This is a genomic window from Micromonospora sp. M42 (genome assembly GCF_000568915.1).
GTDB lineage: Bacteria > Actinomycetota > Actinomycetes > Mycobacteriales > Micromonosporaceae > Micromonospora > Micromonospora chalcea.
The window spans coordinates 624,510-647,135 of the sequence record NZ_KK037233.1; the positions used below are offsets into that span (position 1 = coordinate 624,510).

Annotated in this window: 21 protein-coding genes and 2 pseudogenes; 10 read left to right on the forward strand and 13 right to left on the reverse strand. The window is 74.2% G+C overall.

The features are described from left to right. Both MCBG_RS02425 and MCBG_RS02430 read left to right on the forward strand, forming a co-directional pair. Nucleotides 1–398 (forward strand): ribonuclease domain-containing protein (locus MCBG_RS02425; RefSeq protein WP_043323538.1); only part of this gene is annotated, 398 nt, incomplete at its 5' end. A 61-nt stretch (nucleotides 399–459) separates the two neighbouring features. Next, nucleotides 460–876 carry a barstar family protein gene (locus tag MCBG_RS02430; RefSeq protein WP_043323540.1) on the forward strand — a complete coding sequence of 139 codons (417 nt, stop codon included), beginning with the start codon at nucleotides 460–462 and terminating at the stop codon, nucleotides 874–876. Between the two features lie 129 nt (nucleotides 877–1,005). On the opposite strand, the gene MCBG_RS02435 is transcribed toward MCBG_RS02430, so the two are convergent. From MCBG_RS02435 to MCBG_RS02470, 8 genes are all read right to left on the reverse strand, one after another. Beyond that, nucleotides 1,006–1,734 (reverse strand): HD domain-containing protein, encoded by a 729-nt coding sequence (locus MCBG_RS02435; protein WP_043323541.1) that lies wholly within the window; start codon nucleotides 1,732–1,734, stop codon nucleotides 1,006–1,008. 7 nt (nucleotides 1,735–1,741) lie between these two features. After that, a complete protein-coding gene (locus MCBG_RS02440) occupies nucleotides 1,742–2,200 on the reverse strand; it encodes an ATP-binding protein (RefSeq protein ID WP_043323543.1) in 459 nt (152 codons plus the stop codon). 282 nt (nucleotides 2,201–2,482) lie between these two features. Next, nucleotides 2,483–3,826, reverse strand: a complete 1,344-nt coding sequence (locus tag MCBG_RS02445; RefSeq protein ID WP_043323545.1) for a pectate lyase family protein — start codon at nucleotides 3,824–3,826, stop codon at nucleotides 2,483–2,485. 28 nt (nucleotides 3,827–3,854) lie between these two features. Further along, nucleotides 3,855–5,021, reverse strand: a complete 1,167-nt coding sequence (locus tag MCBG_RS02450) for a Gfo/Idh/MocA family protein (protein ID WP_043323548.1) — start codon at nucleotides 5,019–5,021, stop codon at nucleotides 3,855–3,857. Nucleotides 5,022–5,046: 25 nt separating this feature from the next. Continuing rightward, entirely contained in the window at nucleotides 5,047–6,531 is a 1,485-nt protein-coding gene (locus MCBG_RS02455) for a mannitol dehydrogenase family protein (protein ID WP_043323550.1), read from the reverse strand. Beyond that, a complete protein-coding gene (locus MCBG_RS02460) occupies nucleotides 6,522–7,823 on the reverse strand; it encodes an enolase C-terminal domain-like protein (protein ID WP_043323551.1) in 1,302 nt (433 codons plus the stop codon). The genes MCBG_RS02455 and MCBG_RS02460 overlap by 10 nt, the downstream gene beginning before the upstream one ends. Beyond that, the gene (gene uxaC, locus MCBG_RS02465) at nucleotides 7,820–9,253 is read right to left on the reverse strand and encodes a glucuronate isomerase (RefSeq protein ID WP_043323553.1); all 1,434 of its coding nucleotides are present in this window, start codon (nucleotides 9,251–9,253) and stop codon (nucleotides 7,820–7,822) included. The genes MCBG_RS02460 and uxaC overlap by 4 nt, the downstream gene beginning before the upstream one ends. 17 nt (nucleotides 9,254–9,270) lie before the next feature. Continuing rightward, nucleotides 9,271–10,599 (reverse strand): Gfo/Idh/MocA family protein, encoded by a 1,329-nt coding sequence (locus tag MCBG_RS02470; protein WP_043323555.1) that lies wholly within the window; start codon nucleotides 10,597–10,599, stop codon nucleotides 9,271–9,273. 241 nt (nucleotides 10,600–10,840) lie between these two features. On the opposite strand from MCBG_RS02470, the gene MCBG_RS02475 reads away from it, so the two are divergent. The 8 genes and pseudogenes from MCBG_RS02475 to MCBG_RS02510 all read left to right on the forward strand — a co-directional run bounded on the left by MCBG_RS02475 (nucleotide 10,841) and on the right by MCBG_RS02510 (nucleotide 18,234). Further along, nucleotides 10,841–11,887: a LacI family DNA-binding transcriptional regulator gene (locus MCBG_RS02475; RefSeq protein WP_043323558.1), complete on the forward strand. Its 1,047-nt coding sequence runs from the start codon at nucleotides 10,841–10,843 to the stop codon at nucleotides 11,885–11,887. A 97-nt stretch (nucleotides 11,888–11,984) separates the two neighbouring features. Further along, nucleotides 11,985–13,328: an ABC transporter substrate-binding protein gene (locus tag MCBG_RS02480; RefSeq protein ID WP_043323559.1), complete on the forward strand. Its 1,344-nt coding sequence runs from the start codon at nucleotides 11,985–11,987 to the stop codon at nucleotides 13,326–13,328. 21 nt (nucleotides 13,329–13,349) lie between these two features. Next, nucleotides 13,350–14,328 (forward strand): annotated as a pseudogene (locus MCBG_RS02485) (carbohydrate ABC transporter permease). Continuing rightward, nucleotides 14,325–15,194 carry a carbohydrate ABC transporter permease gene (locus MCBG_RS02490; RefSeq protein ID WP_043323561.1) on the forward strand — a complete coding sequence of 290 codons (870 nt, stop codon included), beginning with the start codon at nucleotides 14,325–14,327 and terminating at the stop codon, nucleotides 15,192–15,194. The pseudogene MCBG_RS02485 and the gene MCBG_RS02490 overlap by 4 nt, the downstream one beginning before the upstream one ends. A gap of 606 nt (nucleotides 15,195–15,800) precedes the next feature. Continuing rightward, complete coding sequence (locus MCBG_RS02500) at nucleotides 15,801–16,472, forward strand: DUF6807 family protein (protein ID WP_223201015.1); 672 nt, start codon at nucleotides 15,801–15,803, stop codon at nucleotides 16,470–16,472. A 3-nt stretch (nucleotides 16,473–16,475) separates the two neighbouring features. Continuing rightward, entirely contained in the window at nucleotides 16,476–16,643 is a 168-nt protein-coding gene (locus tag MCBG_RS33550; RefSeq protein ID WP_223201016.1) for a hypothetical protein, read from the forward strand. 29 nt (nucleotides 16,644–16,672) lie between these two features. Continuing rightward, nucleotides 16,673–17,623: a sugar kinase gene (locus tag MCBG_RS02505; protein WP_223201017.1), complete on the forward strand. Its 951-nt coding sequence runs from the start codon at nucleotides 16,673–16,675 to the stop codon at nucleotides 17,621–17,623. Next, a complete protein-coding gene (locus MCBG_RS02510; protein WP_043323565.1) occupies nucleotides 17,620–18,234 on the forward strand; it encodes a bifunctional 4-hydroxy-2-oxoglutarate aldolase/2-dehydro-3-deoxy-phosphogluconate aldolase in 615 nt (204 codons plus the stop codon). The genes MCBG_RS02505 and MCBG_RS02510 overlap by 4 nt, the downstream gene beginning before the upstream one ends. Here MCBG_RS02510 and MCBG_RS02515 read toward each other — a convergent pair. From MCBG_RS02515 to MCBG_RS02535, 5 genes and pseudogenes are all read right to left on the reverse strand, one after another. Further along, nucleotides 18,227–18,991: a hypothetical protein gene (locus MCBG_RS02515; protein WP_043323566.1), complete on the reverse strand. Its 765-nt coding sequence runs from the start codon at nucleotides 18,989–18,991 to the stop codon at nucleotides 18,227–18,229. The genes MCBG_RS02510 and MCBG_RS02515 overlap by 8 nt on opposite strands. Before the next feature lie 18 nt (nucleotides 18,992–19,009). Beyond that, nucleotides 19,010–19,486, reverse strand: a complete 477-nt coding sequence (locus tag MCBG_RS02520; RefSeq protein ID WP_043323568.1) for a hypothetical protein — start codon at nucleotides 19,484–19,486, stop codon at nucleotides 19,010–19,012. Next, on the reverse strand, nucleotides 19,483–20,241 hold the full coding sequence (locus MCBG_RS02525) for a carbohydrate-binding protein (RefSeq protein WP_223201018.1): 759 nt from the start codon (nucleotides 20,239–20,241) through the stop codon (nucleotides 19,483–19,485). The genes MCBG_RS02520 and MCBG_RS02525 overlap by 4 nt, the downstream gene beginning before the upstream one ends. A gap of 156 nt (nucleotides 20,242–20,397) precedes the next feature. Further along, nucleotides 20,398–21,033 carry a phage tail protein gene (locus MCBG_RS02530; protein ID WP_223201019.1) on the reverse strand — a complete coding sequence of 212 codons (636 nt, stop codon included), beginning with the start codon at nucleotides 21,031–21,033 and terminating at the stop codon, nucleotides 20,398–20,400. Continuing rightward, nucleotides 20,943–22,626, reverse strand: a pseudogene (locus MCBG_RS02535) (hypothetical protein); the annotation flags it as partial. The gene MCBG_RS02530 and the pseudogene MCBG_RS02535, both read right to left, overlap by 91 nt.

Consider the following 22,626-nt stretch of genomic DNA (forward strand, 5'->3'; position numbering starts at 1 on the left):
TCGCCGCGTCCGCCCTGGTCGCCGCCGTGGCCGCCGCCGCGCTCGTTGCCCCCGCCACTGTCTCCACCCGGCTCGCCGAACCGGCCGCTGCCGCCGTCTACGGCTCCTGCACCCAGTCCCGCTGCGCCGACGCGCGCACCGCGCGGTCCGGCTGGTCCGCGAAGAGCTTCCCGACCAGCCGCGGCTGGTACTCGTGGAGCGGCGGCCAGTGCAACTTCGCCGGCGGCCGGTTCTACAACTACGAGGAACAGCTGCCCTCCGGCGCCACCTACTACGAGTACGACGTCTACCCGCGCGCCTGCAACGCCTCCCGGGACGCGTACCGGATCGTGGTCAACAAGAGCACCGGGGCGACCTGGTTCTCACCCGACCACTACGCCAACTTCTACCGGCTCTGAGCAGCCTCGACGCCGGCCGGGCTCGCGACGCCCGGCCGGCGCCGTCGGGAAAGGACGGATCATGGGTACGCGGTTGCCGGCCTGGCTCGGGTACGACTTTGCGCCGTCCGAGCCGGACGGTGTGCCGGTCTCCGGCGTGGCCGGCCGCACCCGGGCCGGGCTGCACGGGGCGCTGGCCGGTGCGCTGGACCTGCCCGACTGGTACGGCCGTAACTGGGACGCCCTGGCCGACGCGCTCGCCGACCGCCTCGACGCCGGTCCGCTGACAGTGGTCGTGACCGACGCGGCGTACCTGCTCGCCGACGAGCCGCCCGCGCAGCTCGGCACGCTGCTCGACGTGCTCGGCGCGGTCGCCGCCGGTGGCCACGAGACGCTGCGGGTGGTGCTGCACGACCACCCGGACCGGCTGCCCGCCCTGCGCGACCGCGTCGCCGCCGTGCTCGGCGGACGGCTCGCCGGCCCACCCGCCACCGGCTGATCCCACCACCCGGCACCCGTCACCCTCACCCGGCCTGCCGACCGGGGCGGTGATCAAGGAGTTTGTGTCCGAATCAGGCCGCCGGAGCGACCCAAACTCCTTGATCAACGCCGCGAGGGCGGGTGGGGGTCAGGTGGGGTGGTCGAGGATGGCGCTGAAGCGCTCCTCGGCCAGGTCCAGCTGGGCGAGGATGTGCTCCTTGACCGGTGGCGACAGCGGTGTGTCCGGGCGGGTGACCAGGTCGCGGAAGACCGGCACCAGCGGGCGGTACTTCGCGGCGGCGCGGGCCACCTTCGGCCCGACCGTGTGGATCACACCCACGCCGTTGTCGGTGAAGTCGGACACCTTGATCACCCGGGCCCAGGGCTCCCGTTCCAGGCTGGCCGCCACGTGCTCCCGGTACTGCTCGTCGCGGTCCCGCCCCGGGTCGTACTCGGGGTTGGTGACCGCCGCGACCAGCCGGGCGACCCGCGACCCGAACCGGCCGGACAGCGCGGCGAGCGCCGCCGAGGTCACGTCGGGCCCGGTGGCCGAAGGGTCGAGCCCGGCCAGCTCGGCGGGGTGGTCCTCGACCGCGTCGTGCAGCAGCCCGGCGACGATCACGTCCACGTCCCGCACCTGGTAGTGGTGCATCAGCCGGATCGACACCCGCAGCAGGTGGTTGAGGTACGGCTCGCGTACCCGCCGGTCGTCGCGGTGCAGGTCGGCGGCCAGGTCGAGCGCCTCGGTCAGCCGGTCGCGGGCGGTCTCGTCGAACGCCTCGATCTCCAGCCGGAACCGGGCCAGCAGGCCGGGCTCACCGTGGATCTCGGTGATCGCGTGCATCGGCATGGTGGCGAGGTACGCGGGGAACTCCATGCGTCCCTTATAGCTGATCTTCGCTAGATCCGGTGCCCGCCGGGCCGCTCACGTCGTCGGTCAGGCGCTTGACCAGGCGTACGCAGGTGCCCTCCGGCGTGCCGACGATGGTGGCCTCGTCCATCACCCGCGCCATGATCAGCCGCCCGCGTCCCCTGTCGCCGCTCTCGTCGCCGTCGGCTGGCCGCCAGCCGCCCTGGTCGCGTACCTCGATCTCCAACCGGTCGCCGCGCAGCTCGGCCCGCAGCGTGGTGATCCCCTCCGGTGCGAAGCGGTACCCGTGCTCGATGGCGTTTGCGCACGCCTCACCGGTGGCGATGAGGACGGTTTCGACGTCCCACTCGCTGACGCCCCGGGCGTGCAGCCAGCCGCGTAGCCGCTCGCGGGTGGCGGCGAGCCGGCCCGGGTCGGCCGGCAGCTCGATGGTGAGGACCGGGCCGACGTCCGCGGATGTCCCACCCGTCACGTCCGGCCCTCCGTCCCGTGCCCGTCCCCGGACCTGGGCGCCCACTCGCGCTGTCACCGCCCGATTCTCACCCTGTTGTCCCCGGTGACCGCCGATTCATTCCCCCGGCGGCGCTGTCCGTCAAACGTGATCATTGCGCATCGGGGGCGGCGTGTCAGCCGGCGGCCCGGCAGGGCGGCAACGGCGGCGGGCCGGCGCCCCCCGGAGGGGACGCCGGCGCGGGATGAGCGGACGGTCACGCCGGCGGCGTCGAGGCGGTACGCGTGCGGGCTCAGGCGCAGGTCAGAGCGGCAGCCGCCCGGTACCGGCGAAGGCGTCGACGACGAGCGGGACCAGCGGGGCCGGCATCGGCCGGGCGGCGCGCAGCGTCGGCGTCCATCCGGCGTCGCCGCCGAGGTCCGGGTCGTGGACGGCGTTGTACGCGGCGAGCAGGCTCACCGGCCGGGGCAGGCGGTCGCCCTGGCGCACCCAGCTGCCGCGCTCGGTGAGCGCGGTGCCGCCCCAGTCGTACAGCAGGTCTGCGGGGCCGGCGTCGCCGGTGAGCGTGAAGAAGTTGTTCTCCGCGTACAGCGCGGACTGCACGCCGACGCCGAGGGCGTACTCGAAGCCGGGTCCGCCGAGCCGGTAGTGGTTCTCGTGCACGTCGACCTGGCCGAACCGTACCCGGGGCAGCCGTTGCAGCGTGCCGTCGAACAGGTTGTGCCGCACGGTGACGTTGAGCCTGCCCACGTCCGGCCCGACGGTGTTGGACGAGCCGATCAGCATCACCTTGTCCCGGCCGGTGAACCGGTTCCAGGAGACGGTGACCAGGCTGGCGGTGTGCGTGACGTCCAGCGAGCCGTCGTGCACCTGCCAGGGCCGGCCGAAGTAGACGGGCTGCGTGCTGTCCGGGTTGTCGCCGTCGGTGAACGTGTTGTGGTCGATCCAGACGTGTTCGCTGCGCCGTACGGAGATCTGGTCGTACTGGGAGTTCCAGTTGCCGGTGTCGCCGTCGGTGGGGGACCAGGCGGGGAAGCAGTCCCGGGCGTCGACGAATTCGATGTTGCGCACGATCACGTTGTCGACCCGGTCGATCATCAGCGTCAGGCCGGTGAGCCGGGCGCCGCGCAGGCCGATGATCGTGGTGTTGGAGCCGACGTTGATCTGGGTCTGCCGGGTCTGGGCGGCCACCGACCGCACCCGGGCGGCCTCCAGCGGCCCGCTCGGGTTCGTCCGCCCCCAGGTCGCCGGGTCGTACGCGGCCAGGTAGGCGGGCAGCGAATACTCCGGATCGGCCAGGTCGGCGCAGTCCAGCGGCGTGCCGTCCGGACCCTCGAAACCGTCGACGGTTCCGGCCACGTACACAATCTTGGAGGTGGCGTCGGTGGCGTTCGTGGCGTTGTCGCCGCCGAGCGCGGCGACCAGTTCGGCCCGGGTACGCACGACGCGCACCCGCTCCGGCGTGGCGGCCGACCCGCCGGTGGTGCCGGTGCCGGCGGCGGCCCAGCCGTCGTTCGCGGCGAGGGCCTGGCGGCCGATCAGCTCGGCGGCCCGGGACGGCTCACCAGGTGCGGCCGGCGCGGGCGCGGCGGTGGTGAGGACGAGCGCGGCGGTCAGCGCCGCGACGACTGCGGTTCGGGTACGCATGACTCGTTCCGTTCTCCTGGAGGGACATTCACTGCGCGGGCAGGTCCACCACGTACGGCGTGACCGCCCACGGCACGCCCGCCTCGGACGGCAGCGCGCCGGTCTGCGCGGCGGTCCGCAGCACCGCGCCGACGCCCCGCACCATCCGCACCCGCTGCGGGCCGTCGCCCGCCACGCGCACCAGGTCCCCGTCGAGCAGCGTCGGAACGGGCGCGTCCCGCAGCGCGTCCAGCACCGCGGTGAACGGTTCGGTACGCGCCAGCGGCGCGATCAGCGGCGTGCCGTCCGCGCGGTGGTCGAGCAGGTTCGCCAGCAGCCCGCGGCGGCCGGGCACCGGGCGTGGCGTGTCGTCGCCGGGTAGCCGCAGCCGGTCGGTGGGGTACTCCAGCACCGCCCGGCCCCGCTCGCCGGTGACCAGCACCTCCCCGGGTACGTGTTCCTCGGCGGCGAGGGTGAGCGCGGCCAGCACGGGCGGCCCGGCGTGCGGGGTCAGTCGCAGCACTGTGGTGTCGTCCACCTCGATCGGGCGCACCCGGTAGCGCTCCACGGCGATCCGGGCGGGGCGGACGGGTGCGCCGGTGACCGATTCTGCGACGGCGAGGCACTGCATGAGCGCGTGGGCGAGCGGGTTGGCGAGCGCTCCGTCCAGCGCCGGGCGGCCGTCGACGGTTCGTCGCCCGGCCCACGGGGAGCGGGCGTAGTAGGCGTCCGGGCGTTGCCAGGCGGCGAGTGTGGCGATGCCGGTGAGCGGGCCGAGCCGCCCGAGCGCGCCGGTCAGTTCGGTCAGCGCGGCCGAGCCGAGCGCCTGGAAGTTGACCTGCACGGCCCGGCCGGCGGCGTCCGCGGCGGCGGTGAGCGTCAGGTGTTCGGCGAGGTCGAGCACCGGCGGCTTCTCCAGCAGCAGGTCCGCCCCGGCGGCGAGCGCGTCGAGCGCGATCGGCAGGTGGGTGTGCGGCGGCGTGCAGATCACCACCACGTCGGGCCGGGACTCGGCGAGCATGGCCCGGTGGTCGGTGAAAACGGCCGCCTCCGGCGGGACCGGCGCGTCCGGTTCGGCATCCAGCGGCCGCACGTCGACCAGCGCGACCAGTTGCGCCCGCCCGGCCGCGTGCAGTTCCGCGATGGTCCGGCGGTGCCAGCGGCCGTGCCCGTTCGCCCCGATCAACGCCACCCGTGGCGGCCCGCCGGCGCTCACCGGGCGCCGCCCGGCGTGCTCCCGGTCACCGGGCGTCCGCCAGCGTGGCCCGGACGCCGTGGCGTTCCAGCGCGGTGAGCCAGCCGGTCACGTCGGCGCGGAACTCGTCGTCGGCGGCCAGGTCCGGCGGGAACACCTCGCGCAGCGCGAAGACCGCGTCCACCACCCCGGCCGGGGTGTGCGCTCCGGCGGCGAGGGCGGCGCGCAGCCGGTCGGCGAGCGGGTCGTCCAGCGGCAGCGGCCGGCCGTCGTCGGCGTACCCGAGCAGGAACCGCAGCCAGGCGGCCACCACGAGCGCGCTCCACCGCGCCGACCGGCCGGCCGCCCGCAGGTCGGTGACGGTGTGCAGCACCCGCTGCGGCAGCTTCTGCGAGCCGTCCATGGCGACCTGCGTCGTCCGGTACCGGATCGCGGGGTTGGCGAAGCGGGCGAGCACCTGCTCGCCGTAGGCGGTCACGTCGACGCCGGCCGGCGGGGTGAAGCTCGGCGTGATGTCCTCGGCGACCAGCCGCCGCAGCACCGCCTCCAGGTGCGGCAGCGTCAGCGCCTCGGCCACCGTCTCCGCGCCGGCGAGCGCGCCCAGGTACGCGGTGGCCGAGTGCACGCCGTTGAGCGCCCGCAGTTTCAGCCGCTCCCACGGGCCGGCGTCGTCGGTGAGCACCGCGCCGGACCGCTCCCAGGCCGGTCGGCCGCCGGGGAAGTCGTCCTCGATCACCCACTGCGACCACGGTTCGGCGGCGATCGCCGCCAGGTCGGTCACGCCCAGCGCCCGGCGCGCGGTGTCCCGGGTCTCGTCGGTGGCGGCCGGCACGATCCGGTCGACCATGGTGCCGGGGCAGGTGACGGCGGTGAGCACCCGTTCGGCGCTCGCGTCCGGCACCCGGGCCAGCGCGAGGCACTGCTCCACCAGCCCGCGCAGACGGCGTCCGTTGGCGGGCAGGTTGTCGCAGCTCACCAGCGCGATCGGCCCGGCGTCGGCGGCGGCGCGGGCGAGCAGCCCGCGCACCAGCAGACCGGGCACGGTACGCGGGGGACGGCCGGTGGTGAGGTCGGCGGTCAGGTCCGCGTCCACTGTGAGCGCTGCGGTCACCGGGTCCAGCCGGTACGCCTTCTCGGTCACCGTCAGCGTGACCACCCGGATCGCCGGGTCGGCGAGCAGGCCGACCACCGCGTCCGGGTCACTCGCGGCGTGCCGTACCCCGGCGAGCGCGCCGACCACCCGGGTGGCCGCGGCGTCGGGGGCGAGCGTGGTGACGCTGAACAGGCAGTCCTGCGCGGCCAGGGCGTCGACCACGTCGGTGCTGCGCGGCGCGACGCCGATGATGCCCCAGTCGCCGCCGGCCGCGCCGACCGCCGCCTCGGTGTGCACGGCCTGGTGGGCGCGGTGGAACGCGCCGATGCCGAGGTGGACGATGCCGGCCGGCACGGTGCCGGGGCGCAGCAGCGGCCGGGACTCCGGCGGCAGATGGCGCAGCGTGGCCAGGCCGAGCCGGTCGGGGGTCAGCGCCATGCCGGGCCGTCCGGGAAGCGGAACCGCGCGATCGACTCCGGACGCATGGTGGAGCTGTAGCCGGGCACGGTGGGCAGCAGGTAGCGCCCGCCCCGGGTGCGGACCGGGTCGGTGAAGTGCTCGTGCAGGTGGTCGACGTACTCGACCATGCGGCCGTCCAGGCTGGTGCCGACGCGCAGGTGGTCGAAGATCGCGAGGTGCTGCACGTACTCGCACAGGCCCACGCCGCCGGCGTGCGGGCAGACCGGCACGCCGAACTTCGCCGCCAGCAGCAGCTCGGCGAGCACCTCGTCCACGCCGCCGACGCGGCAGGCGTCGATCTGCATCACGCCGATCGCCTCGGCCTGGAGCAGCTGCTTGAAGATGACCTTGTTGGCGGCGACCTCGCCGGTGGCGACCCGGCAGCGTCCGCCGGTCAGCTCGGTGACCGCGCGGGCGATCCGGGCGTGGCCGAGCACGTCGTCGGCGTGCGTGGGCTCCTCGATCCAGTACGGGTCGACCTCGGCGAGCACGCCCATCGCGGCGATCGCCTCGTCCACGTCCCACACCTGGTTGGCGTCCATCATCAGCAGCGCGTCCGGGCCGATCTCGGCCCTGATGATCCGGGCCCGCCGCAGGTCGTCCTCGATCCGCCCGCCGACCTTCATCTTCATCGCGCGCCACCCGGCGGCGTACGCGTCGCGGGTCAGCGCGCGCACCTGCTCGTCCGGGTAGCCGAGCCAGCCCACCGACGTGGTGTACGAGGGGAACCCGTCGCGTTCCAGCCCGGCGAGCCGGTCGGCCAGGCCGTCGCGTCCCTTGTCGAGGATGGCCGCCGCCTCGTCCGGGGTGAGCGCGTCGGTGATGTGGTGGAAGTCGACAGTCGCCACCAGCTCGTCGGTGGGCATCTCGGCGAGGAGGCGCCACATCGGCTTGCCGGCGAGCTTGGCGCGCAGGTCCCAGACCGCGTTGACGAGCGCGCCGGTGGCCATGTGGATCACGCCCTTCTCCGGGCCCAGCCAGCGCAACTGCACGTCGGCGGCCAGGGAGCGCCAGAACGCGACGGGTTCGGCGGCGATCTCGGCGACGGTGCGTCCGCGTACGTGGTGGGCGAGCGCGCGGACCGCCGCGCAGGTGATCTCGTTGCCCCGGCCGTTGGTGAACGTGAACCCGGTGCCGGTCGGCCCGCCGTCGGTGGTCAGCTCCACGTACGTGGCCGAGTAGTCGCCCCGGTTTATCGCGTCCGAGCCGTCGCCGCTGGCGGCGGTGGGGAAGCGCACGTCGTGCACCTCGACGTCGACGATTGTGGTCATGACGGCCCACCTCCGAACTTGAAGACCTGCTTCGGCAGCCGGTACGCCAGGTCGACGATCGTCTCGGCGGCCTCGTCAGCGGTCATCCGGTGCTCGGCGACGAGGCGGGCGAGGAATCCGGCGTCGACCCGGCGGGCCACGTCGTGGCGTACCGGGATGGAGCAGAACGCGCGGGTGTCGTCGACGAACCCGGCGGTGTTGTAGAAGCCGGCCGTCTCGGTGACCGCCTCGCGGAACCGGCGCAGCACCTCGGGGGAGTCCAGGAACCACCAGGGCGCGCCGAGGCGCAGCGCCGCGTAGCCGCCGGCCAGGGGGGCGAGTTCCCTGGTGAACGTGTCCTCGTCGAGCGTGTAGAGCACCACTGTGAGCCGCGGGTCGTTGCCGTGCGCGTCCAGCAGCGGGGCGAGGGCGTGCACGTACTCGGTGGCCTGCGGCACGTCCCCGCCCACGTCGCGGCCGTGCCGGGCGTGCAGCCACCGGTTGTGGTTGCGCACCGCACCGGGGTGCAGCTGCATGACCAGGCCGTCGTCGAGCGACATCCGGGCGAACTCCAGCAGCATGTGCGCCCGGAACGCCTCCGCGTCGCCCGTGTCGGCCAGGCCGCGCCGGCCCCTGTCGAACAGGGCCGCGGCCTGCGCCGGACTGAGATCGAGGGTACGGGCGGTCGGGTGCCCGTGGTCGGACGAGGTGGCCCCGGCGGCGGCGAACGCCTCCCGCCGGGCCCGCAGCGCGGCCAGGTATCCGGCGTACGTGCCGGTGTCCTCGCCGGAGACCTCGGCGAGCCGGTCCACGTTTGCCGCCCAGTTGCCGAACTCCATGTCCACCACGTCGTCGGGGCGGAACGTGGTGACCACCCGCCCGCCCGGCCCGCCCCAGCCGTCGGCGGCGAGCTTGGCGTGCCGGCCGAGGTCGTCCAGCGGCGACTCGGTGGTGGCGAGCACCTCGATGCCGAAGCGCTCGAACAGCGCCCGGGGCCGGAATCCCGGTTCGGCCAGGCGCGCGGCGAGCGCGTCGTAGACGGTGTCGGCGGTGGCCGGGCTCAGTGGCGTGTCGACGTCGAACACGTTGCGGAACGTCTGCTCCAGCCACAGCCGGGACGGGGTGCCGCGGAACAGGTGCCAGTGCGCGGCGAAGCGCCGCCAGATGGTCCGCCCGTCGGTCTCCACCGGGCTGCCGTCGACGCTGGGCACGCCCAGGTCGGCCGGGGGTACGCCCTGGCTGAGCAGCATCCGGGTCAGGTAGTGGTCGGGTACGACGAGCAGCCGGGCCGGGTCGGGGAACGGCTGGTCGTCGGCCAGCAGCCCGGGGTCGACGTGCCCGTGCGGGGAGATGATCGGCTGCTGCGCGGCGAGCGCGTACAGCTCGCGGGCCAGGGCACGCAGGCCGGGCTCGGCGGGCAGCAGCAGATCGCTGGGGGAGATGATCGGCACGGGGGCGGGCTCCTCGGTCAGGGCAGGGTGAGCAGGTCGGCGACGCGGGTGGGGGCGCCGGTCTCCAGCGAGCGGTTGGCGGCCAGGCCGGTGAGCAGCGCGAGCGCGCCGTCGCGGGCGGTGGCGGCCCGGCCGAGCGGGTCGGGTTCGCCGCCGAGCAGCACCCGGGTCATCCGGGTGTCCGCGCCGCCGTGCCCGCGCCGGGTCCAGCCCTCGACCGGGATCTGGACCGGCGGCGCCCAGAACGGGCGCAGCGTGAGCCGGGCCGCGCCCCGCTCGACGGCGGCCTCGTCGCCGTGCAGCGCCGCGCCCTTCAGTGCACCGGCGACGGACGGGCTGACGTGGTCGCTCTCGGTCACCTCCAGCTCCAGGCGGCCCCGGCTGCCGTTGACCATCACCCGGTAGCCCTCCCAGGGGGCGTACGCGGTCAGGTGGTAGGTCATGGTCGCGCCGGTGTCGTAGCGGGCGAGCACCGCGAGGTCGTCCTCGATGGTCACGCCGGGGGCGAAGACGTTGCGGTCGCGGTGGTAGCCGTCCTCGGCCTCGGCGTCGAGGTACAGCTCGCGCAGTCGCGGGTGGTCGGCCAGGCGCAGCGCGAACGGGTCGCCGTCGGCGGCGGGGGAGCCGTGCGCCCGGTCGTAGTCGCGGGCGTAGCCGTGCCGGCGGCCGTGGGCGCCGTAGAAGAACAACCGGCCGTACGCGTGCACCTCGACCGGGCGCGCGTCCAGCCACCAGTTGACCAGGTCGAAGTGGTGGCCGGACTTGTGCACCAGCAGCCCGCCGGAGACGGACTTGTCGCGGTGCCAGCGGCGGAAGTAGTCGGCGCCGTGGCGCACGTCGAGCAGCCACTCGAAGTGCACCGACCCGATCTCGCCCACCGCGCCGTCGGCGAGCAGCCGCCGGACCTGCTCGTGCAGCGGGTTGTAGCGGTAGTTGAACGCGACTGTGACGCGCCGGCCGGTCTCGGCGACCGCGTCCAGGATGCGGCGGCACCGTTCCGCGTCGACCGTCATGGGCTTCTCGACGATCACGTCGCAGCCGGCGCGCAGCGCCGCCGTCACGTACTCGTCGTGGGTGGCGTCCACGCTGGTCACCAGCGCCACGTCGACGCGCTCCTTGGCGAGCATCGCGGTGAAGTCGCCGGCCGTGTACGTGGGCACCGGCGACCGGCCCAGCTCGGCCAGCCAGCGGTTGTGCGCGTCCATCCTCGTCTGGTTGACGTCGGCGAACGCGACCAGCTCGGCGGTGTCGGCGTGGTCGAGCGCCAGGGCGCGGACGAACATCTCGGCGCGCGCCCCGGCGCCGACCAGGGCGTGGCGGACCCGTTCCCGGGCCGGTGGTGACATGACGTCGGCCTCCCCGGCAGTCGGCTGCAAAGGTTTGCAGCCGAAGAAACCACGACGATGGATGCGTCGTCAACGGATGGCGGTCAAGCCGCCCTATCCATCCGCATTGATGAGGTTTCGCGCGCCCACCGGCACCGTCGCCGCAATCGAGCCGCAACAATGGACCGTTGACACCGGCGCAACCGTTTGCATTAATGGGCGGCACCCGTGACCCCCACCACATCGGACGAGGGAGCCCGCCGTGCCAGCCACCATCCGGGACGTCGCCCGCGCCTCCGGTGTGCACATCTCCACCGTGTCCCGGACGTTCTCGGCCCCGCACCTGGTCAACCCGGAGACCCGGGTCCGGGTGCTGGCCTGCGCGGAGGACCTCGGCTACCGGCCCAACCGGGCCGCCCGGGCCCTCATCACCGGCCGTACGCACAACATCGGCCTGATCGTGGCCGACATCGCCAACCCGTTCTTCCCGCCGCTGATCAAGGCGGCGGAGGGGCAGGCCCGGCACCGCGACTACCACGTGTTCGTCGCCGACACCAACGAGGACCCGGTCGCCGAGGAGGACCTGGTCCACGCGCTGGCCAAGCAGGTCGACGGCGTGCTGCTGTGCAGCCCCCGGATGAGCAACAGCCTGATCGAGCAGGTCAGCCGCGAGGTCCCGGTGGTGGTGATAAACCGCCAGGTCGCCGGCCTGCCCTGCGTGATGATGGACGTCGGGCAGGGCGCCCGGGCCGCGATCGAGCACCTGCTCGGGCTCGGCCACCGCCGGATCGCGCTGCTCGGCGGCCCACGCGGCTCGTGGACCGCCCGGGAGATGCGCCGCGCCGCTACCGCCGCCGCCCGCAGCGGCTCAGCGGAGCTGACCGTCCTCGGACCCAACCAGCCCACCGAGACCGGCGGCGGCGCACTGGCCGAACAGGTACGCCGCAGCGGCGTCACCGCCGTGCTGGCCTACAACGACCTGATGGCGATCGGCCTGATCGAAGGGCTGGACGCGCTCGGGACGCGGGTGCCGCACGACGTGAGCGTCGTCGGCGTCGACGACATCGCGCTGAGCCGGCTCACCCGCCCCAAGTTGACGACGGTGGCCACGCCGACCGCGGCCGCCGGCCGGACGGCCGTCGACATGCTGCTGCAACTCGACTCCGACGCGCCACGCGGCGCCCGGGGCCGGGGCGCGGCGGCCGGCGACCGTCGCACCACCGCACAGGTAATGCTCCAGACCGAACTGGTCGTCCGCGACTCGACCGGGCCCGTCCCCGCGCCCGGCCGGGACGGCACCGGGGCCTGAGCAGGTGGCCCGGGCCCGCACAGCACTGCGGACCCGGGCGGCCCGTGGACGGCCGCCGGTGACGTCGTCGCCTCCCACAGCCGAGGAGTGAGCGCAGATGCACCCCGCAACGTCCCCCACCGCCGGCGCACCCGCCGGGCGGCATCACCGTACCCCTCTGACCCGACGTCGACTCGTGCGCGGCCTGGCCGCCGTCGCGCTCGCCGTGCCCCTCGCCCTGGGCGCGGCCGGCTGCGGCGACGACGACGCCGGCGGCGACGGCGGCCCGGTCAAACTCTCCGTCTTCTGGTGGGGCGGTGAGGCCCGGGCCAAGCTCACCGAGGACGCCCTGGCCCTCTACACCAAGAAGCACCCCGACGTGACGTTCGAGAAGACCTGGCAGGCCAACCAGGGCTACTTCGACAAGCTCGCCACGCTCACCGCCGGCGGCAACCCGCCGGACCTGTTCCAGATCGACGACAACTACCTGGCCGAGTACGCCGGCCGCAGCACCACGCTCGACCTGGGCAGCTACCAGGACTCCGGCAAGCTCGACGTGTCGAAGTTCCCCAAGAGCCTGCTGGAGTACGGCGTGGTCGACGGCAAGCTCGCCGGGGTGGCCGCCGGGGAGAACACCCAGGGCCTGGTCTACAACAAGACGCTGCTGCAAAAGAACGGGCTGCCCGAGCCGACCACCGGGATGAGCTGGGAGGAGCACATCGCCTGGGCCGAGCAGGTGGCGAAGAAGACGAAGGTGCCCGGCACCCAGGACCCGAGCGCAGACTACAAGGCGCTCTGGGTGTGGCTGCGCCAGCAGGGCAAGGACCTGTACAACGGCAAGGAGCTCGGCTTCACCGCCGAGGACGTGACGAAGTGGTTCGAGCTGTGGAAGGGCGCGCGGGACCGGGGCGCCACCCCGAAGCCTGACGTCATCCACGAGGGCAACTCCAGCGACATCACCAAGCAGCTGGTGGTCACCGGCAAGTCGGCCACCTCCTGGGTGTGGGTCAACCAGATGCCGGACCTGAAGAAGAACACCAAGGACGAGCTGGGCGTGGTCGCGTACCCGGGTGACCCGAGCGGGCAGTGGGCGCGCGCCTCGATGTACTGGTCGGTGTTCAAGGGCAGCAAGCACAAGGACGTCGCCGTCGACGTGATCAACTTCCTGAACAACGACCCGGAGGCGGTGGCGCTGCTCGGCACCGACCGCGGTCTGCCGTCGAACATGGATCTGCGCGCCAAGGTCAGCGAGACCGCCACCGACCCGGCCATGAAGCAGTCCATCCAGGTCGAGTCCGACCTGGCGCAGAAGTTCGGCGCCTCGCCCCAGGTGCCGATCAAGGGGCACAGCAAGGTCAAGTCCGAGCTGGTCAAGGCCGCCGAGAACGCCCAGTACGGCCGCGCCACCCCGGCTCAGGCGGCCGAGCAGTTCGTCACCGCCTGCAAGTCCGCGATCGCCTGACCCCACGAAAGGACCGGTCCCGTGGCTGTCACCACGGCGCCCGGCCGGACCCCGCGCACCGGACCGGCCGGCCCTCGCCCCACGCGGCGTCGGGCCGGCCGGGCCCGGCTCGGCGAGGGCCTGGCGGGGTACGTCTTCCTCTCGCCCTGGCTCATCGGACTGATGGGCGTCACGGCGATCCCCATGCTGCTGTCGCTCTGGCTGAGCTTCACCGACTACGACATCCTCACGCCGCTGTCCGAGGTGCGGTGGGTGGGGCTGGCCAACTACGAGCGGATGTTCACCGCCGACCCGTCGTACTGGCACGCGGTGCGGGTCACGCTGACGTTCGCGCTGATCGCGGTGCCGCTGAAGCTGGCCGCCGCGCTCGGCGTGGCGCTGCTGCTCAACCGGGCCTGGCGCGGCGTCGGGCTGTTCCGCAGCCTGTTCTACCTGCCGTCGCTGCTCGGCGGCAGCGTCCGCTGCCATCGTCTGGGTCAACATGTTCAACCGGGACGGCGCGTTCAACTCGTTCCTCGCCCTGTTCGGCGTCGAGGGGCTGCCCTGGGTCAGCGACCCGGACTGGGCGCTGGAGACGCTGATGGTGCTGGCCATCTGGCAGTTCGGCGCGCCCATGGTGATCTTCCTGGCCGGGCTCAAGCAGGTGCCCACCGAGCTGTACGAGGCGGCGGCGGTGGACGGCGCCGGGGCGTGGCGGCGCTTCCGCGCGGTCACCCTGCCCATGCTCTCCCCGGTGATCTTCTTCAACCTGGTGCTGGAGACCATCAACGGCTTCCAGGGCTTCACCGCCGCGTTCGTGCTCAGCAACGGCACCGGCGGCCCGGTCGACTCCACCCTGATGTACACGCTGAAGCTCTACATCTCCGGCTTCACCGACCTGGAGATGGGCTACGCGTCGGCGATGGCGTGGGTGTTCCTGGTGGCGATCGGCGTGGTCACCGCCGTCTTCTTCAGCACCGGCCGGTTCTGGGTGCACTACTCGGACGGAGACGACTCATGACGGCGCTTCCTGTCGCCCGCCGCCGGCCGGGCAGCGGCCGCAACGTCCTGCGGCTGGTCGTGCTCGTGGCGATCGTCGCGGTGGTGCTCTACCCGCTGTTCTGGATGCTCGGCACGTCGGTCAAGTCGCAGGCCGAGATCGTCAACAACGTCGGCCTGCTGCCGGAGGTGTTCACCCCCGGCAACTACGTCGACGGCTGGACCAACTTCGACATCAGCTTCGGCCGGTTCTTCCTCAACAGCGCAGTGGTCAGCGCGCTCACCGTCGTCGGCAACGCGCTGTCCTGCCTGCTCGCCGCGTACGCCCTGGGCCGGCTGCGGTTCCGGCTGCGCAAGCTGTGGTTCACCGTGATGATCGGCACGCTGCTGCTGCCCGGGCACGTGCTGATCGTGCCGCAGTACATCCTGTTCCGCAGCCTCGGACTGGTCGGCGGCGACTGGCCGTACCTGCCGCTGCTGGTGCCGCAGTTCCTGGCCACCGAGGCGTTCTTCGTCTTCCTCATGGTGCAGTTCATGCGCGGCATCCCGCGCGAGCTGGACGAGGCGGCCACCATCGACGGCGCGTCCCCGTACGGCGTGTTCCGGCACGTCATCCTGCCGCTGAGCCGCCCGGCGCTGGTCACCACCGCGATCTTCTCGTTCATCTGGACCTGGAACGACTTCTTCCGGCAACTGGTGTTCCTGTCCAGCCTGGAGGACTACACGGTCCCGGTGGCGCTGACGCTGTTCATCGACTCGACAAGCCAGAGCGCCGTCGGCCCGATGTTCGCCATGTCGGTGCTGTCGCTGCTGCCGGTGTTCCTGTTCTTCCTGGCCTTCCAGCGGATGCTCGTCGAGGGCATCAACACCAGCGGGCTGAAGGGATGACCGCCGTGCCTGCCCGTGGCGACTGGCGGGACACGCTGCGCGAGGCGACCGATCTGGCGCTGCTCGGCTTCGCCGTGGCGCTGGCCGCGCTGCCGGTGCTCACGCTCGCCCCGGCGCTCGCCACTGCCAGTGCCGCGCTGCACGACAGGTCGGTCACCGGTTCCTGGCCCGACGCGCGGACCAGCCTGGCCCGGTTCGGCCGCGCGCTGCCCGCCGGGCTGGCGGTCAGCGCCGTCGCCCTGGCCGCCGTCGCGCTGCTCGCCGCCGACCTGCTCGCGCTCGCCACCGGCCGGGTTCCCGGCGGCGGGCCCGCGCTCGCGCTCACCGCCGTCGTGGTCGCGGTCCTGCTCGGGTACGCGGGCCTGGTCACCGTCGCGGTTGGGGCGCAGCGGCGGCCGGGGGCTGGCGGACGGCGGGCGCGTGAGGTGGTCCCGCACCTGCCCGCAGCGCCCCGGCGTGCGGGCCGCCGCCTCCGGCATTCTGCGCCCTCGCGGTGCTGCTGGGCGTGCTGGTCACGCCGGTCGCGGTGCCGATCCTCGGCGGGTACGCCCTCGCGGCGCTGCACGCGCTCGACGCCCGCCGCCCGGTCCCCGCCCCGGACCCGACGTGACCGCCGAACCCCGGCTGGTGGTGGACGGCGCCGAGGTGGCCCGGTACCTGGTCCGGCCGGAGCTGGACCCGCGCCACGGGCCCCGGCCCTACCTGCATCCGGTGCGGACCCGGGCCGGCACGCCGGTCACCGACGCGCTCCCGGCCGACCACGTCTGGCACCTCGGCGCGTCACTGGCCGTGCAGGACGTGGACGGCGTCAACCTGTGGGGCGGCCGGACGTACGTGCGCGGCACCGGCTACACCTGGCGCGACGACCACGGCGTCATCGCGCACACCGGCTGGCGCGAGCGGACCGCCGACCGGCTCGACCACGACCTGGAATGGCGGGACCGGCACGGCCGGGTGCTGCTGCGCGAGCACCGGCGGATCACCGCCACCCCGGCCGGGGAGGACGCCTGGTGGCTGGACCTGTCCGCCACGCTCACCTCCGCCACCGGCGCCGACGTGCGCCTGGGCAGCCCGGCCACGAACGGCCGCCCGGGCGGCGCCGGCTACGGCGGATTCTTCTGGCGTGCCGTGGCCGACGGGGAAGCGCGGGTGCGCACCGCCGAGGCGGTGGGCGAGGAGGCGGTGAACGGCTCGGCCGCGCCCTGGCTGTTTTTTGTCCGCCTCCGCGCTTGGCGGTGGCGCGTACACGCTGGTGTTCACCGGTCTGGGGCCGGGTGACAGGTGGTTCGGCGCACCGCGATGTACCCGGGCGTCTGCGTCGCGTACGCGTTCGACACCCCGGCGGTGGTCGCGGCCAGCCGGCCCCGGCACAACTGTTTTTTGGTGCTGGTCGCCGACGGCCTCCTCGACCCGGACGACGTGGCGGCCCGCCTGGGGGTGACGCCGTGAGCCCGGCGGGCGGGCCGGAGGTGGTCTGCGTGGGCGAGACGATGGTGGTGCTCGCCCCCGATGACGGCGGGTCGCTGGAGCGCGCGGCGCGGCTGACCGTCGGCGTGGGCGGCGCGGAGTCGAACGTGGCGGCCGGACTGGCCCGGCTCGGGCACCGCGCGGCGTGGGTCAGCCGGGTCGGCGACGACCCGTTCGGGCGGCGGGTGGTGGCCGAGGTCGCCGCCGCGGGCGTGGACGTCAGCCTGGTCATCGTGGATCCGGACGCGCCGACCGGGCTCTACCTGAAGGATCCGACCCCGGTCGGCACCCGCGTGCACTACCACCGTGCCGGGTCGGCCGCGAGCCGCCTCGGTGCCGCCGACCTCACGCGTTCCGGGCTGGCCGGGGCACGCCTGCTGCACCTGTCCGGCATCACCGCGGCGCTCTCCGGCACCTGCCGTGACCTGCTCGTATCCGCGCTGGACGGGCGGGCGCTGCCCGGCGCGCGGGTGAGCTTCGACGTGAACCACCGCCCGGCGCTCTGGCCCGCCGACCGGGCCGGGCCGGTCCTGCGCGGCCTGGCCGACCGCGCCGACGTGGTGCTGGTCGGGCTGGACGAGGCGGCCGGACTGTGGGCTGCGGACGATCCGGCCGACGTTCGTGCCCTGCTGCCCGACCCGGAACTGGTGGTGGTCAAGGACGGGCCGGTCGGCGCGACGGCGCTGCCGCGTACCGGGCCGGCGGTGTTCGTGCCGGCGCTGCCGGTGGACGTGGTGGAGCCGGTCGGCGCGGGTGACGCGTTCGCCGCCGGGTTCCTGTCCGGGCTGCTGCGCGGCCTGGACCTGCGCGCCTGTCTGCGGCTGGGGCACCTGACCGCCGCGCCGGTGCTGGTCGTGCCGGGCGACACCGCGCCGCCGCCTGATCCGGAGACGATCGCGCGGGCGCTGGCGCTGCCGGAGACGATGTGGACCGCGCAGGTCAGGGGAGGGAGTGGGAGATGAGCGGGCACGACTTCGAGGCACTGTTCGGCGACGCGCGGGTGATGGTGATCCTGCGCGACCTGCCTGTCGACGAGACGGTCCGGCTGGCGGAACTGGCCTGGGATCTCGGCATCGCCGTGGTGGAGGTGCCCATCCGTACCCCGGAAGCGGTGCCGGCGCTGCGCGCCGCGGTGACGGCAGGGCGGCGGCGGGACCGGATCGTCGGCGCGGGCACCGTGCGTACCCCGGCGCAGGTCCACGACGCGGTGGCCGCCGGGGCGGCGTTCACAGTGGCGCCCGGCCTGGACCTGGCGGTGGCCGACGCGGCGGCCGGTCTCGGCGTGCCGCACCTGCCCGGCGTGGCCACCCCGACCGAGGCGCAGCGGGCGCTCGACCACGGCCTGGTGTGGCTCAAGGCGTTCCCGGCGGTCAGCCTCGGCCCGGCCTGGTTCCGGGCGGTGGCCGGGCCGCTGCCGGAGGCCCGGTTCGTCGCCACCGGCGGCGTCGACGCCGGCAACGCGGAAGACTTCCTCGCCGCCGGGGCGCGCGTGGTGGCGGTCGGGTCGGCGCTCACCGACCCGCAGCAGCTGCCGCGCCTGGCCACGCTCGCGGCCGGCGGCGCGGTCACCTGACGGTACGACCGGACGTGGTGGCGGTGGTCCGGATCGCCTTCACGATCGCCGGGATCGACCCGATCAGCAGCACCAGCGCCCAGATCAGCGCCACCACCGCGAACACCACGGCGCCCAGGTCGTCCAGGATGCTGACCAGGATCACCGGCACCAGGCCGTGCAGGAGCTGCAGCACCACTGTGCACAGCAGCGTGGTCAGCATCAGCGCGACGAGGCCCTTGTTGCGCAGGAACCGGGGCTGGGCGGCGAGCAGCAGCCCGGCCCAGACCAGTTTGAGCAGCAGCGCCAGCCCGAGCAGCACCGCCGCGTCGTCGACCGGGAAGAACCCCCACACCGCGAGGTACGCCAGCGTGCCGAACGGCGGCGCCAGGAACAGCGACACCATCACCGTCAGCTCGACGAACGCGACGACCAGCAGGACCAGCGACACCAGCAGCAGCACGATCGAGAAGACGAGCGTGGCCGCGCCCTGCACCCGGCCCTGCACCCGGTCGGGCAGCACCAGGCTCAGGCAGAACAGCCCGGTCGTCCAGAGCGCCACCACGTCGATCAGCGCGAGGTAGCCGATGCCCCGGCCGGACGGCTCGGACACCGCGCCGACGTCGCCCAGCTCGACGCCGAGCTGGCCGGCACTGTCCCGCAGCGCCCCGCTCGCGTCGCCGCCGCCGGTCAGCGCCGCCGCGCCCAGCTCCACGCCGACCACGAGCGCCACCGCGAGCAACGCCAGCAGCAGGAACGGCTTGCGCAACTCACCCATGCCGCGTCTCCGTCCGGGTCAGGACCGGGCCAGCGTGACCGAACATCCACCACCTCCCGGACACCGCAGGAGCACCTCGGTCTCCCGGTCCACCGCCACCTTCGCCACCGCCGGGCCGTCCGCGTCGGGCGCGACCTCGTCGGTGACCGTCACGTCCGCGTCGCCCGGCGCGCGGGCTGTCACCTCGAACGGCATCGTGCCGCGCAGCACCAGCGTGCGCAGCGCGCCCGGGTCGGCCACCCGCAGCCGGCACACCGTGCCGAAGGTGAGCGTCACCCCGTCGGCGGTGGTGGCCGGTTCCGCGGCCGGCGGCAGGCAGCTCAGCGCCACCGTCGCCGGGTCGACCGTCCCGGACCCGCGCCCCAGCCGGGCCAGCGCGCCCGGCCCGGCCGCCGGGTCGCCCCTGTCGTCGCGGCGTCCGGCCACCGCCACCACGTACAGCGCCACCAGCAGCACTGCCACCGCCACCAGCAGCACCTTCTGCCTGGTGGTCATGGCCGGACGACGGGCGTGAAGCGGATCTCGTCCACGCCCGCGAAGTACCTGTCGGTGCCCTGCGTCTTGCTCACCGCCACGAGCGTCAGCTTGTGCGGGCCGCGGGTCAGCTCCAGGGTCCCCACGTCCACCTCGTCGGTGCGGACCACCGTCGGGGTGAACCCGAAGAACGTGTCGCCGACCTGCCGGCCGTCGACCAGCCAGATCGTGTTCGCGTAGTCGAACGACGTGGTCCGCACGGTGGAGAACCGCCAGGTGCCGTCGGACGGCAGGTCTACCTGCACGGTGACCCGGTCGCCGACGCCCCGGCCCAGGAAGAACAGCTGGGCGTCGCCGGACCACACCACGTCGCAGCAGTTCTTTTGCGCCACCACGTCCGCCTTCGCGCCGGTGGTGGACTGCACCGTCGCGCCGGAGACCAGCGTCTCCGCCTCCACGGTCACCGCGTCGGCCTGCGGCGGCGCGGGGGTGTCCGGTACGCGGGTCACCAGCCAGGCCACCACCCCGGCCACGACCAGCACCAGCGCCGCGGCGGCCGCGATCCACGGCCACGGCGCACGCTTCGGGGGTACGACGGCCCGCACGTCGTACGTGACCCGGCCGCTGGAGCGGGAACTCTCCTCCGGCGCGGTGTTCGCCGAGTACGCGAACCCGGTCATGTCGTAGCGCCGGGGCGGCGTGCCGGGCGGCACGGCCAGGCGTACCAGGAACGACACCGAGCCCTGCCCGGGCACCACCCGCTGCGGCTCGGCCACGGTGAACCAGGCCCGCTGGCTGCCCTTCGCCGGGCGCGACGTCGAAGACGACGGTGTCCGGCGCGGTGCCCTGGGTTCGACACGGTGAACGTCAGCTCACCGCTGTGCGGCGTCCAGGGTGACTGTTCGGCGGCGGCGACGACTGTCATTCGGTGGTCATGACGGCTCTCGGGCGGATCGTGGGGTGCGGGTACGTGCGCCCGGCCGACCGCGCGCACCGTCGCCACCCCGGCGGCGGGCTCGGCGTCGTCCGGCTCGGGCGTGGGCGGCGGGCCCGGGTCGGGCGGGTCCCCGGTGACGACCTCGACGGTGACCGCCGCCGGTTTCTCGGCCTCGAACGATGCGGGTGACCAGCGCGCGCCGGTCGGCGGCGGCCGGTGGCACCCGCACCACCAGGTGGAACGGCCGCTCGGGCGGTTCGTCCAGCACGAACCCGGTCACGCCGGTGGCCAGCTCCAGCGCGGTCCGCATGCCGTACGGGGTGCCGCGCCACCGGGCCAGCAGCGCGCCGTGCGCCACCAGGTCCCGCAGCCGGCCCGCCGGCAACGGCAGCGGCGCGTCGGCGCGGGGCGCGGCGACCACGTGGTCCATCGCCACCCAGCGGGTCAGGTACGCCACGAACCCGTCCGGCGTCCGGTACGGCCCGAACAGCGCGTCGACGTCGGCGAGCACCGCCTCGTCCGGGGCGTGCAGCGCCTCCATCACGTCCAGCAGCGCGCCCAGCACGCTGCCCGGGCCGGCGGCCCGCTGGTACGCGGCCGGCAGCAGCCGCTCAATCGCCGCTCGGCGCATCCTGCCGCACCACCTCGATGTCGTGCTCGCCGGAGCAGAGCAGCCAGGTGCCGGGGACGGTGACCACGTCGGCGGTGGCCTGGTTGGCGCTCGCCGTCCAGTCCTCGCCGTCGCCGCTGCGGAACACGCCGCGCTCGCCGCCGGCGAGCACCAGCCGCCCGGCGCCGGAGGTGCCGGTGGGCGCGGTGGCGGCGATGGCGTCGACCGGGACGAACCGGGTCCGGTCCCGCAGCGGCAGGCCGCAGTTGACCATCACGGGCGACCACTGCGGCTGCCCGGCGAGCGTGTCGAGGCGGACCACGCCGCCGCTCTGCGTCGCGGCGAGCGCGAGCGGGCCGCTGAACGCCAGGTCGCGGCAGGTGCCGCCGATCCAGCCGGACGCCATCGACTGCCACTTCACGTCCGACTCGAACAGCCGGGTGCGGTGGCAGCCCTGGCCGGGCTTCTTCGGGTCCGGCTCGCCCGCGCCGCACCACAGCAGCGTGGCCGGGGCCGTCGTACTGGACGGCGAGGATCCGGTTGTCGACGTTGGCGAGGCCGACGTGGGCGAACGTGCCGGGCCGTCCGGCAGATGTCGACAGGTAGACGCCGAATCCGGCCTGCGCGGCCACCGCCACCCCTGGTGCGCCGCGCTCGGAGACGAACGCGCGCACCGCGTAGAAGCCGCGGTCGGCGTCGGCCGGGTCGACCAGGATCTGCAACGGCACCGCGCCGGGTAGCAGCGGCACCTCGTACAGGCCCGCGTCGGTGGCCAGCAGCAGCGCGCCGGTGCCGTCCCGGTCGATCCAGGCCAGATCGCGGACGCCGGAGTCGAGGTCGGTCAGCAGCGTCCACGTCTCACCCAGGTCGGTGCTCAGCCGGACCCGGGAGCCGCCGGCGGCGCGGGCCGTCACCACCGCCACCGAACCGGCCCGGGGGACCACGCCGGGGCGGACCGGGGCGGGCGCCGGCACCACCCGCACCACTGTCTCGTCGTCGAACCGGCCGGCCGGTTCCCAGCCCGCGCCCGCGTTGGTGGAGCGGAACAGCACCGGGCCGCCGCCGGCGTACCAGGTGTCGGCCTGGTACTGGTCCACCGCCACGGTCCGTACCTGCGCGTCCGGCGCCTCGTCGACCACGAACCGCACCGACTCGACGTAGCGCACACCCGGCTCGGCGTGCTCCAGCATCCGGTACACGTTGGAGGCGCGCAGCGGCTCGCCGAACGCCCAGCCGGCCGGGTTCAGCGGCGTGGGCAGCGGGCTGAGCGTCTGGTGCAGCCGGTCGTGGATGCGGCGGCGTACCGCGTCCACGTCCTCCTCGCGGCGCACCACCACCCGGGCCCTGATCGACACCGCCTTGTACCGGGCCCAGCCCGCCCGCACCGCCGTACCCAGGGCACGGCGGCGTTCCAGGTCGGCCTCGACCCGGCGGCGGGCCTCCTCCACCTCGTGCTCGCGCAGCACCGCCACCGGCAGCCGGCCGCCGGGACGGGCCGCCTCCGGCACGTACGGCACCAGCACCACCTCGACCTCGCCGGGCCGGGCGAAGCTGTAGACGGCGGCCCGGGTGAACGCCCGCGCCCGCGCCACCGCCCCGGAGCCGGTGGCCAGG